This is a genomic window from Nostocoides japonicum T1-X7, from assembly GCF_001046855.1.
Lineage (GTDB): Bacteria > Actinomycetota > Actinomycetes > Actinomycetales > Dermatophilaceae > Nostocoides > Nostocoides japonicum.
This window is the reverse complement of record NZ_HF570958.1, coordinates 3,966,174-3,978,909: the sequence shown is the minus strand read 5'-3', so window position 1 is coordinate 3,978,909 and position 12,736 is coordinate 3,966,174. Positions and strand designations below refer to the sequence as shown.

The window sequence follows — 12,736 nt, the reverse complement described above, 5'->3', positions numbered from 1 at the left end:
CGTCGAGGAGCGGCAGGTGCGCCGCGAGGCCAAACGCCGACGGCGGGCCGAGCGGCTTCCGGGGTGGGCGCGCGGCGTAGACTGAGGAGACACGTCGCGCTCACCGCGAGCCGATCGCCGCACCGGAAGGCATTCACCATGGGCCGTGGCCTCTTCGAGGGATGGCACATCATCATCCTCATCGTTCTTCTCATCGCGCTCTTCGGCGCGAAGCGGCTACCCGATGCCGCCCGCAGCCTCGGTCGGTCGGCCCGCGTCTTCAAGTCCGAGGTCGACGAGATGAAGAAGGACGGGAAGTCGCCGGCATCCTCGGCCACCGTCCCGGGGGAGACCGTCCAGCCGGGTCAGGGCGCCGCCCCGCCCGCACCGCAGCAGCCGGCCGCCCCGCAGGCCTCGACCTCGCCGGTCCAGGAGAACGCACCCCGCACGGACAACTCGTCCGGCGCGGCCTGACGCACCCTCCGTGGCGCTGCCTCGGCGACGCCCTCGCGACCCCGAGGGCCGGATGTCGCTGGCGGAGCACTTCCGCGAACTCAAACGGCGGGTGCTGATCGCCTGCCTCGCCATCGCCCTCGGTGCCGTCGTCGGGTGGGTCCTCTACGACGACGTCTATCGGCTCCTCACCCAGCCGCTCACCGACTACATCGCCGCCCACCCCGAGCGGGCCGGTGACATCAAGCTCACGCTCGCCGGCCTCACGACGGGGTTCTCCCTCCACCTCAGCATCGGACTGTTCGTCGGCGTCATCATCTCCAGCCCCGTCTGGCTGTACGAGATCTGGGCCTTCATCGTGCCCGGCCTGACCCGCAAGGAGCGCCGGATCTCGCTGGCCTTCATCGGGGCCAGCGTGCCCCTCTTCCTCGCGGGCATCCTCCTCGCCCACCGCTCCCTGCCGCTGGTCATCGGGGTCCTGCTCGACTTCACCCCGAACGGCGCGGCCAACTTCCAGGAGCTGTCGACCTACTTCAGCTTCGTGACCCGGTTCTCGCTCGGGTTCGGGTTCGCCTTCCTCCTCCCGATCTTCCTCGTCGCCCTCAACATGATCGGGATCCTGCCGGTGCGGGCCATGATCCGCTCGTGGCGGGTCGCGACCTTCCTCATCTTCTGCTTCGCGGCGATGATGATGCCGACGCCCGACCCGTACTCCATGATGCTGCTCGCCGTCCCGCTCGTCGTCCTCTTCTGGGCGGCCATCGGCGTGAGCGCCCTCATCCAGCGGCGCAAGACCCGCGAGCGCCCCGCCTGGCTCGACACACCCGACGACGAGGCCACCGCGCTGTAGCGGCCCGGTAGGGTCTGCGGCGTGAAGCGGGTCGGCCTCGTCGTCAACCCCACCGCGGGCCGGCGCCGAGGGGCCGTCCTGGGCCGTGACGTGGCCGACGGCCTCCGGGCGGCCGGCCACGATGTCGTCGACCTGTCCGCCCCGACCGCCTCCGCGGCGCGCGCCAACGCCGTCCGCGCCGTCGCCCACGGCATCGACGTGCTCGTCGTCGTCGGGGGTGACGGGACGGCCCACCTCGGCGTCAACGTCGTCGCGGGGACCGACACCCCGCTCGTCGTCGCCGGAGCGGGCACCGGCAACGACCTGGCCGCCACCCTCGGCTGGCCGGTTCGCGATGCCGCCGCCGTCGTCCGGGTCGTCGGTGAGGGGGTCCCGCGGCGGATCGACGCGGCACGGCGCGTCGAGCCCGACGGGAGCGGCGCGTGGTTCGGCGGCGTTCTCGCGGCGGGCTTCGACAGCGTCGTCAACGAGCGCGCCAACCGATGGCCGTGGCCCAAGGGGCGGATGCGCTACCACCTCGCGATCCTCCGTGAGCTGCCGGTCTTCCGGCCCATTCCGTATGCCGTGACGGTCGACGGGGTGACGACGCGGACCGAGGCGATGCTCGTCGCGGTCGCGAACGGACCCGCCTACGGCGGTGGGATGCGGATGGCGCCGGACGCCCGGGTCGACGACGGGCTCCTCGACGTCGTCGTCGTGCACGCGATCTCCCGGGTCGAGCTGGTGCGGGTCTTCCCGCGGGTGTTCTCCGGCACCCACGTCGACCACCCGGCGGTCGAGATCCTCCGCGGGCGGGAGGTGCGGCTCGACGCGGAGCGGGTCGTGGCATACGCCGACGGAGAGCGCTTCGCGCCCCTGCCGCTGACCTGCGAGGTCGTGCCGGAGGCATTGTCCGTCCTCACCTAGCGGTCCCCGGCCGGCCCCGCCGAGATGGCCGTCTCGGGGCATCGGTTGGCAGCCATCCGCCTGTGAGTTAGGTAAGGCTTACCTATGCCTTGAAAGGCTTCTCCCTACGGAAGGACATCCATGTCTCCCACGAAGCGCGGCAAGCTCGCAGCGGCACTCCTCGCCGCCGGCGTCGCCGGCTCGCTGTTCGCGGCACCCGCGGCCAGTGCCCACCCGTCGTCCGCCCCGCGAGCAGCGGCCGCCGTCAGCAGTCCGGTGTCCGGGCACGCACACCACCACGCCCCGCGGGTCGTCAGCAAGGCGCTGACGGCGGGTCTCTACCAGGTCGGCTACTCCGAGCGCCACCGCACGCTGTGGACGACCTACTCGGTCTTCGACACGTCGAGCTCGGGCCTGGTCAAGGTGGACCCCCGCACGCTGAAGGCTTCGGCGACGTTCCCGGCGCCGGTGAACCCGGCCACCGGGGAGGGTGAGCTGATCTTCGGGATCGCGGTGGACGACGAGCACGACACGGTGTGGGCGACCAACACGACCGAGGACGCCGTGAGCGTCTACAGCCAGCGCACCGGCAAGCAGCTCGCCTACCTTACGGGTGTCGGGCACTCGCGTGAGATCGCGATCGACCCGGCGCACAACCTCGCGTGGGCGACCGGCGTCACGGACGGCTCGATCACGGCGTTCGACACGCGGACCTTCAAGCAGGTCAAGCGCTTCGTCGTCGACGGCGCGCAGCCGAGCGGGGTGACCGTCGACCCGTGGACCGGCACGGCATACGCGACGGACCTCAACGGCTCGCGGATCATCGCCGTCTCCCGCTCCTCGCGGCAGCCGCGCTTCATCCCGACCGGGAACGGGCCGATCTCGATCGCGCTGTCGAAGGACGGCCGCCTCGCCTACACGGCGGACCAGGCCGACGGGACGGCCTCGATCGTCGACCTGCGCCGGGGCAAGGTCGTCAAGACCGTCGCCACGGGTGAGGGTTCCCTCGCGATCGTCAACGACCCGTGCAGCGGCAAGGTGCTCGTCGCGAACCGCACGGCGGGCACGGTCACCGTCATCGACCCGCGCCGTGGAGTCGCGACCGACACCATCACGACGGCCGCCAACCCCAACGACCTCACCGTCGGCGGAGGGTCGGTCTGGCTCGTCGACAAGTCCGGGGACGGCTCGACGGTCGCCGACAACATCTACCGGATCAGCGTGGGGACCCGCTGACCGCGGCAGGATCCACGAGGAACCCGCCCGGGCTGGGAGGCGTCAGCACGTCTCCCAGCCCGGGTGGCTCGCGTTCCCGCTCGGCGCGATCCCGACCGCTGAGGTCCCGGCGCGTTGGAAGGCGCCGGGGGTGTGGCCCGTGGCGCGCCGGAACGCGGCGATGAAGGCGCTCGTCTTGCGATAGCCGACCGCGCGGGCCACCGTGTCGACCGCGGCTCCGTCGGCGAGCATCGCGACGGCGGCGCGGATCCGTACCTGCGCGCGCCACCGGGCGAAGGTGAGCCCGGTCTCCTGGAGGAAGAGCCGGGAGAGGGTCCGCGCGCCCGCATGGACATGGTCCGCCCAGGCCGCGAGACCCCTCGGGTCCGCGGGGTCCGACAGCAGCCGCTCGGCGATGATCCTCGTCCGCGGGTCGGTCGGCATCGCGATCGGCAGGTCGTGGGTGGGCAGCAGTCCGAGCAGCGCGACGAACAGCGCCTCGGCGTGCGGCCGGCTCGCGTCGTCGGCTCCGATGTGCTCCAGGTGCCCGGCGAGCTCGTGGAGCAGCGGGGTCAGCGCGACGCCGGTGGGCCCGCGCCACGGGACGGGACTGCGGCCGGGAGCGAACCGCACGACGGACACCTCGCCGCCCCGCACCGTCGACGCGGAGTGCTCCGTGTCCGCGGGGACCCAGATCCCGTGGCCGGGAGGGACCAGCCAGTCACGGGCGGCGGAGCTCACCGCGACGGTCGCCGTCGAGCTCCACATGAGAAGCGGCTCCCGGTGCGTGTGGACGTCCCAGCGGTCGTGCGGGCGGGTCGGCCCGCGATGGATGCTGACGATCGACATTCCTCCAGGGTAGGCATACCTAACCATCATCGGTTCAACGGTCCGTCGCACGCCGGGGCCTACTCTCTGACATAGCCTGGAGGGCATGCTGAGCCCTGCGGAGCGCAAGGCGGAGGCGGAGCGCCGGGCGGCCCTCGACCGCTCGGCGGTCGGCCGCTTCGCGAGCACCCTCGACTTCCCCCTCGACGACTTCCAGATCGCCGGCTGCGAGGCCGTCGAGGCGGGCCAGGGGGTCCTCGTCGCCGCGCCGACGGGGGCGGGCAAGACGGTCGTCGGCGAGTTCGCCGTCCAGCGTGCCCTCGACACCGGGCGCAAGGCCTTCTACACGACCCCGATCAAGGCCCTGTCGAACCAGAAGTACCACGACCTCGTCCGGCGCCACGGCGCCGGCCGGGTCGGGCTGCTCACCGGCGACGTGTCGGTCCACGGGGAGGCGCCCGTCGTCGTCATGACGACCGAGGTGCTCCGCAACATGCTGTATGCGGGGTCCACGACCCTCTCCGGGCTCGGCTACGTCGTCATGGACGAGGTGCACTACCTCGCCGACCGGTTCCGGGGCGCGGTGTGGGAGGAGGTCATCATCCACCTCCCCGAGGACGTCCAGGTCGTCTCGCTGTCGGCGACGGTGAGCAACGCCGAGGAGTTCGGCGACTGGCTGCGGGAGGTGCGCGGCAACACCGCCGTCATCGTGTCCGAGCACCGTCCGGTGCCGCTGTGGCAGCACATGATGGTCGGCCGGTCGATGTACGACCTCTTCGCCGACGGGGTGACGCCCGCCTCGATGAACGAGGGCCGGATCAGCCCCGAGCTCCTCCATGCCGTCCGCAACGCCGAGCAGCGCGACCGCTTCGACACCGGTGGGTACCCCGGAGGCCGCGGGCGGGGCGGACGCGGCGGCCAGGGGGGTCGGGGCGGGCGTGACCGGAGGGCACCGCGGGGCCCTGGTGGTGGAGCGGGTGGCCGCGGGTTCGCCCGGGGCTCGCGACCCGGCGGGGGAGCGACGCGGGCCGAGGTCGTCACCGAGCTCGACCGTGACGGGCTGCTGCCCGCCATCGTCTTCGTCTTCAGCCGGATGGGCTGCGAGGCGGCCGTGGGGCAGCTGCTCGGCGACGGCATCCGCCTCGTCACCGACGCGGAGGGCGAGCGCAACCGGCGGCTCGTCGAGGAGCGCATCGGGTCCCTCGCCGACGAGGACCTGTCCGTCCTCGGGTACTGGGACTTCGTCGAGGGCCTGACCCGGGGCTTCGCGGCCCACCACGCCGGGATGCTGCCGCTCTTCCGCGAGATCGTCGAGGAGCTGTTCACCGCCGGGCGGATCCAGGTCGTCTTCGCGACCGAGACCCTCGCCCTCGGCATCAACATGCCGGCGCGCACCGTCGTCCTCGAGAAGCTCGTCAAGTTCAACGGCGAGTCGCATGCCGACGTCACCCCCGCCGAGTACACCCAGCTCACCGGCCGCGCGGGCCGACGGGGCATCGACGTCGAGGGGCACGCCCTCGTCCTCTGGTCGCGGGGCCTCGACCCCGTCGCGGTCGCGGGACTCGCCTCCACCCGCACCTATCCCTTGCGATCCAGCTTCCGGCCGACGTACAACATGGCGGTCAACCTCGTCGGTCAGGTCGGCCGCGACGTCGCGCGGGAGATCCTCGAGACCTCCTTCGCGCAGTTCCAGGCGGACCGCTCCGTCGTCGGGCTCGCGAGCGCCATCCGCAAGAACGAGGAGGCGCTCGCCGGCTACGCCGAGGCCATGGAATGCCGCCTCGGCGACTTCCGCTCGTATGCCGCGCTCCGCCACCAGCTCGCGCAGCTGGAGAAGGAGGGCGCCAAGCAGCGCTCGGCGTCGCGCCGCGCCGAGGCGGCCGTCTCGCTGGGGGCGCTGCGGGTCGGCGACGTCATCCGCATACCGGCTGGGCGACGGGCGGGCTACGCGGTCGTCGTGACGTCCGACAAGGGGTATGCGGGGCAGCCGGCCTCCCCGACCGTCGTCACCGAGGACCGTCAGCTGCGCCGGCTCACCCTCGTCGACGTCCCGGTGCCGGTCGAGGCGCTCGCGACCGTCAAGGTGCCCGCCCACTTCAACCCGAAGTCCCCGAAGTCCCGGCGCGACATCGCGACGTCGCTGCGGATCGCGGTGCCCCACGACCCACCGCCGAAGCGGCGTGCCCAGGAGGCGGCGGGGGGAGCGGACCACCGGATCGAGGAGCTGCGCCGGCAGCTCAAGGCGCACCCGTGCCACCAGTGCCCCGAGCGCGAGCAGCATGCCCGATGGTCCGAGCGCTGGTGGCGGCTCACGCGCGAGACGGTCGCCCTCCAGCGCCGGATGGAGGGCCGGACCGGCTCGGTGGCCAAGACCTTCGACCGCATCTGCGCGCTGCTCGCCGACCTCGGGTACCTCTCCCCGGACGGGACGGCGGTGACCCCCCTCGGTCGCGACCTGCGGCGGCTCTACACGGAGAAGGACCTGCTGACCGCCGAGTGCCTGCGCCGCGAGGTCTGGAAGCGCCTCGACGCGCCCTCGCTCGCAGCCTGCGTGTCCGCCCTCGTCCACGAGCCCCGCTCGGGCGAGGTCGACCCGGCGCCGCGGATGCCGACCGACGAGGTCCGGGAGGCCGTCGACCGGATGTACCGCCTGTGGTCGGAGCTGGAGGACCACGAGCGGTCCGCCGGGCTCGTCCCGACGGGCGCTCCGGACGGCGGGATGGCATGGATGGTCCACCGCTGGGCGTCCGGCCAGCGTCTCGACGCGGTGCTCCGGGGCCAGGACATGGCGGCGGGCGACTTCGTCCGGCGCTGCAAGCAGATCGTCGACCTCCTCGACCAGGTGGCGGACGCCGCGAGCGACGCGACGGTCCGGCGGACGGCGCGGCGGGCCGTCGACCTCGTCCTGCGCGGCGTCGTCGCCGCCGACCGCCTCGACTGACACCTGGCCATCTGCCACCCGATCGGGGTTTGTGCACCATCTCGCCTGGCGCTCTGGCGCCCGATCGGGGTTTGTGCACCATCTCGCCTGGCGGTCTGGCGCCCGATCGGGGTTTGTGCACCATCTCGCCTGGCGGTCTGCCACCCGATCGGGGTTTGTGCACCATCTCGCTTGGCCATCTGTCGCCCGATCGGGGTCTGAGCGCCACCTCAGGCCCGGCACCAGTCGGACGGGCGGGTCAGATACCGAGGGCAGTGAGGACGCGGTTGATGGTGTTGGTCAGGCCGTACTCGCTCGCCAGCCGCGACAACAGCGACGCGTCGGCGACCTCGGAGGGGACCGCCAGGTCGACGTCGGGCAGGGGAACGTCGCGCGCGACCGCGACGACCGCCGGGGCGACGTCGAGGTAGGGCACGGCGGCCTCGAGGCGAGCGCGCTGCGCCCCCTTGATGCCGGGATCACCGCTCTCGAGGGCCGACCGGATCCCCGCGAGCGAGCCGTACGTCGCGATGAGCTTGGCGGCCGTCTTCTCCCCGATGCCCGGAACGCCTGGGAGCCCGTCGCTCGGGTCGCCCCGCATGATCGACATGTCGAGGTAGGCGCCCCCGTCGGCGACGGCATACCGCTCCCGGAGGAACGTCTCGTCGACCCGCTCGGCGTCGCGCACCCCGGAGCGCGCGGTGTAGAGGACGGAGACCGGCCGGCTGTCGTCGACGAGCTGGAAGAGGTCGCGGTCCCCCGTGACGACGTCGACGGGCATTCGGCCCGCGTATGCGGTCGCGAGGGTTCCGATGACGTCGTCGGCCTCGTAGCCGTCGGATCCGAGGCGGATGATGCCGAATGCCGACAGGGCGTCGACGATGAGGGGGACCTGGCGTTCGAGGTCGTCGGGAACCTCCTCCGCGGTCGGGCCCGTCGCCGGATGCGCGAGGTCGGGAGGGGCCCCGGGCGTGGCGGCCACCGGCTGCTCCTGGGCGACCCGGTGCGCCTTGTACGACGGGAGAGCCGCGACCCGGAAGGCGGGGCGCCAGTCGTTGTCCCAGCACGCGACGAGATGGGTCGGGCGGTGCGCCTGGACGAGGGTCGCGATCATGTCGAGGAAACCCCGGACCGCGTTCGTCGGATGCTCCTCCGCACTGCCGCGCTGGTCGGGAACGCCGTAGAACGCGCGGAAGTACAACGATGCGGAGTCGAGCAGCAGGAGGCGCTCGTCATGCGGGGACGACATGGCGTCTCATGCTGCCACGAACCGGACACCCTCCGTTCACCTGCTGCGTAGTCTGGCCTCGTGGAAGAACTGGATCGCAGGATCGTGGACCGGCTGATGGCCGACGGCCGGGTCAGCTACACCGATCTGGGCAAGTCCCTCGGCATGTCGACCTCCGCGGTCCACCAGCGCGTCCGCCGGCTGGAGGAGCGCGGGGTCATCAAGGGGTATGCCGCGAAGGTCGACCATGCGATGCTCGGCCTGCCGCTCACGGCCCTCATCTCCATCACGCCGCTGGACCAGGCCCAGCCCGACGACACGCCCGAGCGACTCCGTGAGGTGCCGGAGATCGAGGCGTGCTACTCCGTCGCCGGCGACGAGCACTACATCCTCAAGGTGCGCGTCCCGGCGCCCACCGACCTCGAGGAGCTCATCGCCCGGATCCGCAAGGCGGCCCATGTCGCGACCCGGACGACCGTCGTCCTCTCCACGCCCTGGGAGTGACCTTCTGCACCCCACGCCCCGGCACCCCGCCCCGCCGGAAGCAGCTTTATCGGGTCACCCGATAAGACTGGGCTTCACCCGACAAGCGACGTGGGGTGAAGTCCAGTCTTCCGGGGTCACCCCGGAACCTTGCCCGCCCTGCCCGGACCCGCTTTATCGGGTCACCCGATAAGACTGGACTTCACCCGACAAGCGACGTGGGGTGAAGTCCAGTCTTCCGGAGTCACCCCGGAACCTTGCCCGCCCTGCCTGGACCAGCTTTATCGGGTCACCCGATAAGACTGGACTTCGCCCGACAAGCGACGTGGGGTGAAGTCCAGTCTTCCGGGGTCACCCCGGAACCTTGCCCGCCCTGCCCGGACCAGCATTATCGGGTCACCCGATAATGCTGAGACTCGGGGCGGGGGCACGGGCCCGGAGGGGCGATACCGCCACTGTGCCGGGGCCGGGCAGCACGAGTCGGGGCGGGGGCACGGGCCCGGAGGGGCGACACCGCCACTATGCCGGGGCCGGGCAGCACGAGTCGGCGCGGGCGAGGTGTCAGCGACGGGCGATCGGGGCATACCTGCCGTTCGTCATCGTGAGGAGATCGGCGGGAGCCAGCTCGATGTCCAACCCTCGCCGCCCCCCGGACACGTAGACGGTCGGGTGCTCCAGGGCCGAGGCATCGACGACCGTGGGGAGCCGCCTCTTCTGGCCGATGGGGGAGATGCCGCCGACGACGTACCCTGTCGATCGCTCGGCGGCGGCCGGATCGGCCATCGCCACCTTCTTGACGCCCAGCGCCGACGCCATCGCCTTGAGGTCGAGCTGCGCGTCGACCGGCACGATGCCGACGGCCAGGCCCCGGCCGGCGTCGACGAGGAGCGTCTTGAACACCTGCCCCGGTGGCAGTCCGAGGACCTCCGCCGCCTCCAGGCCGAACGACGAAGCGTTCGGATCGTGGGTGTAGGTGTGGACGCGGAAGCTCACGCCGGCGCGCGTCAGTGCGACCGTGGCGGGCGTGGCCGCCGCGTCCTTACGCGCCACCGCGGCCTCCTGAGGGTCGGAGTCGGCGGGCGGTCACGATGGCCACCGTACCGACGCGGAACGCGGGACGCGGGATGCGTCGCTGCGGACCGGTGGGGTGCCGAGCAAGCCGGTCGACCGCGACACCGGCCGGCAGAGGTGTGGAACGCGGCCCTATCGACAGGCAATGGTGGTGTGTCCGACCAGCGGATGGTGCCGAGCCGTGCTCGGTGGCTGCCGGCGAGGCCGGTCCGTCACTCGATGTTCCTGTCGGTGGGGCCGCGAACCTTGGAAGCAGCAGGCACACCTCGGAAGCACCATCCCGTCGGTGGGGCCGCGAACCTTGGAAGCAGCAACCTGTCGGTGGGGCCGCGCACCTCGGAAGCAGCAGGAAGACCTTGGAAGCATCAGCCCGTCGGTGGGGCCGTACAGTTCCTCGGAAGGGGCAGGAACACCGCGGAAGCATCTCCAGGAGAGACCGATGAGCCAAGAGCACAACAGGACGCGCGACCTGGCCCTCGTGGCCACCTTCGCCGGCCTCGTCGCCGCCCTCGGCCTCGTGCCGGCGTTCTCGCCGTTCGGGTTCCCCGTGCCCATCACCCTCCAGACGCTCGGTGTGATGATCACCGGCGCCGTGCTCGGCGGGCGGCGGGCGGCGCTGTCGCTCCTGCTCTTCCTCGCCCTCGTCGCCGTCGGGCTGCCGCTGCTCGCCGGAGGTCGGGGCGGTCTCGGGGTGTTCGCCGGCCCGAGCGTGGGGTACCTCATCGGGTTCCCCGTCGCCGCATACGTCATCGGTGCCCTCGTCTGGCGCCGAGGCAGCCCCTACAGCGTCGTCTACGGCTTCCTCGCGATGGTCGTCGGCGGGATCATCGTCGAGTATGCCGTCGGAATCCCGTTCACCGCGTGGCGGGCCGGGATCAGCCTCAAGGCGGCGACGGTCGGGAGCGGGCTGTTCGTCGTCGGGGACCTGATGAAGGCCGTGGTGGCGACCGTCGTCGCCGACGCGGTCCACCGCGCCAACCCCGGCCTGCTGCCCGCTCGCCGCGCGGCCTCGCGCACCCGTCAGCCGGCTCGCTCCCGATAGACGCTGCGGCATCGGCATACCCCGAACCGGGTCGGCCGGCTCGCACCGTACCGGGCCCGGCTCCCCACCGGCCCCGGGCGACGGAACCTCAGTCGTCGACGCCCCGGGCCACGAGGGCGTCGGCGAGCCGGTCGGCGTGCCGCAGCGTGCGGTTGACGAGGGGCACGACGAACGCGACGGCGCTGCGCTGACCCCCTCGGGCCAGCTGCGCCTGCCGGACCTCCCTCGCGAGGTCGGCGACGACGGCGACCGAGCGGATGCCGAGCGCGAGGAGCAGCCCGACCCGCTCGGGGTCGACGCCGACGCGGGCAAGCGGACGCGACGCCCACACGATGGCGTCGACGAGGTCGACCGTGCGGGTCGTGAGGGTGACGAGGCCGGCAAGCAGCACGGCGACCACGAGGCCGCCGACGATGACGACCGCCCGCTCCCAGCCCACGACGACCCACTGGAAGACGAGCAGCACGGCGGCGAACACGAGCATCGGCCGGGCCTGCGACCAGGCCGTCCGCCACGGGATCCGCGCGAGGGCGTAGAGCGCCGCGAGGACGACGCCGGCGGCGGCGGTCTGCCACGGCTGCCGGACGAGGAGCAGGGCGACGCAGCCGGCGACGAGCCCGCCGAGCTTGACGCCCGCGGGGAGCCGGTGGACGACCGACCCGGTCGGCAGGTAGATGGCGAGCATGCTCACGCGAACAGCCCCTCGTAGTACGTCCGCGCCTCGGCCGGCTCGCCGTCGAACGCGATCCGGCCCTCGTGGAGGACGAGCGCCCGGTCGACGTCGTCGAGCAGCTCCAGGTGGTGGGTCACGAGGACGACCTGCTGCGGCAAGGCCCGGATCGTCTCGCGGACCCGGCGGATGTTGCCGAGGTCGAGGAGTGTCGTCGGCTCGTCCATGACGACGAGGTCGGGCTCGGTGACGAGGACGGCGGCGAGCGCGAGGAGCTGCTTCTGGCCGCTGGAGAGGAGGTGGGCCGGATGGTCATGGTGGTCGGCGAGCTCGTATGCCGCGAGGGTCGCCGCCACCCGGTCGGCGATCTCCTGCTTGCTCAGTCCCCGCCGCCGGAGGCTGAATGCGACGTCCTCGGCGACCGTCGGCATGACGATCTGGGCGTCGGGGTCACTGAAGCAGAAGCCGACGCGCCGGCGGATCGCCCTGGCGTCCCGCGCAGTGTCGAGCCCGTCGATGCGCACCGTGCCCGTCGACGGGACGACGAGGGCGTTGAGCATCCGGACGAACGTCGACTTCCCCGACCCGTTGGCGCCGACGATCCCGACCCGGTGCTCGGCCAGCCGGCACGTCACGTCGCGCAGCACCGGCGTCGAGCCGATGCCGGGATAGGTGTGACCGACCCCGGCGAACTCGATCACCGGCATACCCGGACCACCACGGCGGTTCCCTGGCCCCCGCCGGCGGCGATCGCGGCGAGGCCGAGCTCGCCCCGGCGACGGCGGACCAGCTGGGTGAAGAGCCGGACGAGGAGGATCGCCCCGCTCGCGCCCCACGGGTGGCCGAGGGCGAGCGCCCCGCCGTCGCGACATGCCGTGCCGGGGTCGATGCCGAGCTCGTCGTAGCAGGCGAGGACCTGGCCGGCGAACGCCTCGTTGAACTCCACGGCGTCCAGGTCCGCCACCGACAGCCCCGCGGCGGCGAGGGCGTCCCGGGCCGCCGGGACGATGCCGAGGCCGGGCCGCTCGGGGTCGACGCCGGCGGATGCGGTGGCGAGGATCCGCAGCCCGGGCAGCCGCGGCCCCGGGGGGGGGGGGGGGGGGGGGGGGGGG

General features: G+C 72.5%; 12 protein-coding genes and 1 pseudogene. 7 read left to right on the top strand and 6 right to left on the bottom strand.

What is annotated here, in order from left to right; translation table 11 throughout:
* Positions 1–138 precede the first annotated feature (138 nt).
* The 4 genes from tatA to BN12_RS18040 all read left to right on the top strand — a co-directional run bounded on the left by tatA (position 139) and on the right by BN12_RS18040 (position 3,403).
* Positions 139–453, top strand: coding sequence for a Sec-independent protein translocase subunit TatA (tatA, locus tag BN12_RS18055; protein WP_048554648.1), 315 nt, complete (start codon positions 139–141; stop codon positions 451–453).
* Between the two features lie 10 nt (positions 454–463).
* Positions 464–1,282 (top strand): twin-arginine translocase subunit TatC, encoded by an 819-nt coding sequence (tatC, locus tag BN12_RS18050; RefSeq protein WP_235432459.1) that lies wholly within the window; start codon positions 464–466, stop codon positions 1,280–1,282.
* Positions 1,283–1,303: 21 nt separating this feature from the next.
* Positions 1,304–2,188, top strand: a complete 885-nt coding sequence (locus BN12_RS18045) for a diacylglycerol/lipid kinase family protein (RefSeq protein WP_048554645.1) — start codon at positions 1,304–1,306, stop codon at positions 2,186–2,188.
* A gap of 120 nt (positions 2,189–2,308) precedes the next feature.
* Positions 2,309–3,403: a YncE family protein gene (locus tag BN12_RS18040; protein WP_048554643.1), complete on the top strand. Its 1,095-nt coding sequence runs from the start codon at positions 2,309–2,311 to the stop codon at positions 3,401–3,403.
* A 42-nt stretch (positions 3,404–3,445) separates the two neighbouring features.
* Here BN12_RS18040 and BN12_RS18035 read toward each other — a convergent pair whose 3' ends face one another.
* Positions 3,446–4,231 carry a helix-turn-helix transcriptional regulator gene (locus tag BN12_RS18035; protein WP_200901248.1) on the bottom strand — a complete coding sequence of 262 codons (786 nt, stop codon included), beginning with the start codon at positions 4,229–4,231 and terminating at the stop codon, positions 3,446–3,448.
* 85 nt (positions 4,232–4,316) lie between these two features.
* On the opposite strand from BN12_RS18035, the gene BN12_RS18030 reads away from it, so the two are divergent.
* On the top strand, positions 4,317–7,151 hold the full coding sequence (locus BN12_RS18030) for a DEAD/DEAH box helicase (RefSeq protein WP_048554638.1): 2,835 nt from the start codon (positions 4,317–4,319) through the stop codon (positions 7,149–7,151).
* Positions 7,152–7,389: 238 nt separating this feature from the next.
* Here BN12_RS18030 and BN12_RS18025 read toward each other — a convergent pair whose 3' ends face one another.
* Positions 7,390–8,379 (bottom strand): 5'-3' exonuclease, encoded by a 990-nt coding sequence (locus BN12_RS18025; RefSeq protein WP_048554636.1) that lies wholly within the window; start codon positions 8,377–8,379, stop codon positions 7,390–7,392.
* Positions 8,380–8,439: 60 nt separating this feature from the next.
* On the opposite strand from BN12_RS18025, the gene BN12_RS18020 reads away from it, so the two are divergent.
* The gene (locus tag BN12_RS18020; RefSeq protein ID WP_048554635.1) at positions 8,440–8,862 is read left to right on the top strand and encodes an Lrp/AsnC family transcriptional regulator; all 423 of its coding nucleotides are present in this window, start codon (positions 8,440–8,442) and stop codon (positions 8,860–8,862) included.
* A gap of 540 nt (positions 8,863–9,402) precedes the next feature.
* On the opposite strand, the gene ybaK is transcribed toward BN12_RS18020, so the two are convergent.
* Positions 9,403–9,891: a Cys-tRNA(Pro) deacylase gene (gene ybaK, locus BN12_RS18015; RefSeq protein ID WP_048554633.1), complete on the bottom strand. Its 489-nt coding sequence runs from the start codon at positions 9,889–9,891 to the stop codon at positions 9,403–9,405.
* 460 nt (positions 9,892–10,351) lie between these two features.
* Between ybaK and BN12_RS18010 the strand changes: the two genes are divergently transcribed.
* Positions 10,352–10,954: a biotin transporter BioY gene (locus BN12_RS18010; protein WP_048554631.1), complete on the top strand. Its 603-nt coding sequence runs from the start codon at positions 10,352–10,354 to the stop codon at positions 10,952–10,954.
* Between the two features lie 88 nt (positions 10,955–11,042).
* Here BN12_RS18010 and BN12_RS18005 read toward each other — a convergent pair whose 3' ends face one another.
* The 3 genes and pseudogenes from BN12_RS18005 to BN12_RS17995 all read right to left on the bottom strand — a co-directional run.
* A complete protein-coding gene (locus BN12_RS18005) occupies positions 11,043–11,639 on the bottom strand; it encodes an energy-coupling factor transporter transmembrane component T family protein (RefSeq protein WP_048554628.1) in 597 nt (198 codons plus the stop codon).
* 2 nt (positions 11,640–11,641) lie between these two features.
* Positions 11,642–12,331 (bottom strand): energy-coupling factor ABC transporter ATP-binding protein, encoded by a 690-nt coding sequence (locus tag BN12_RS18000; RefSeq protein WP_048554626.1) that lies wholly within the window; start codon positions 12,329–12,331, stop codon positions 11,642–11,644.
* A pseudogene (locus tag BN12_RS17995) lies at positions 12,322–12,736 on the bottom strand (acetyl-CoA C-acyltransferase); the annotation flags it as partial. The gene BN12_RS18000 and the pseudogene BN12_RS17995, both read right to left, overlap by 10 nt.

Bases quoted from the DNA above. Each gene is read 5' to 3' on its own strand.
- BN12_RS18030 (WP_048554638.1), top strand. From the start codon at position 4,317: ATGCTGAGCCCTGCGGAGCGCAAGGCGGAGGCGGAGCGCCGGGCGGCC.
- BN12_RS18040 (WP_048554643.1), top strand. From the start codon at position 2,309: ATGTCTCCCACGAAGCGCGGCAAGCTCGCAGCGGCACTCCTCGCCGCC.
- BN12_RS18035 (WP_200901248.1), bottom strand. From the start codon at position 4,231: ATGTCGATCGTCAGCATCCATCGCGGGCCGACCCGCCCGCACGACCGC.
- BN12_RS18000 (WP_048554626.1), bottom strand. From the start codon at position 12,331: ATGCCGGTGATCGAGTTCGCCGGGGTCGGTCACACCTATCCCGGCATC.
- tatA (WP_048554648.1), top strand. From the start codon at position 139: ATGGGCCGTGGCCTCTTCGAGGGATGGCACATCATCATCCTCATCGTT.
- BN12_RS18005 (WP_048554628.1), bottom strand. From the start codon at position 11,639: ATGCTCGCCATCTACCTGCCGACCGGGTCGGTCGTCCACCGGCTCCCC.
- BN12_RS18025 (WP_048554636.1), bottom strand. From the start codon at position 8,379: ATGTCGTCCCCGCATGACGAGCGCCTCCTGCTGCTCGACTCCGCATCG.
- BN12_RS18010 (WP_048554631.1), top strand. From the start codon at position 10,352: ATGAGCCAAGAGCACAACAGGACGCGCGACCTGGCCCTCGTGGCCACC.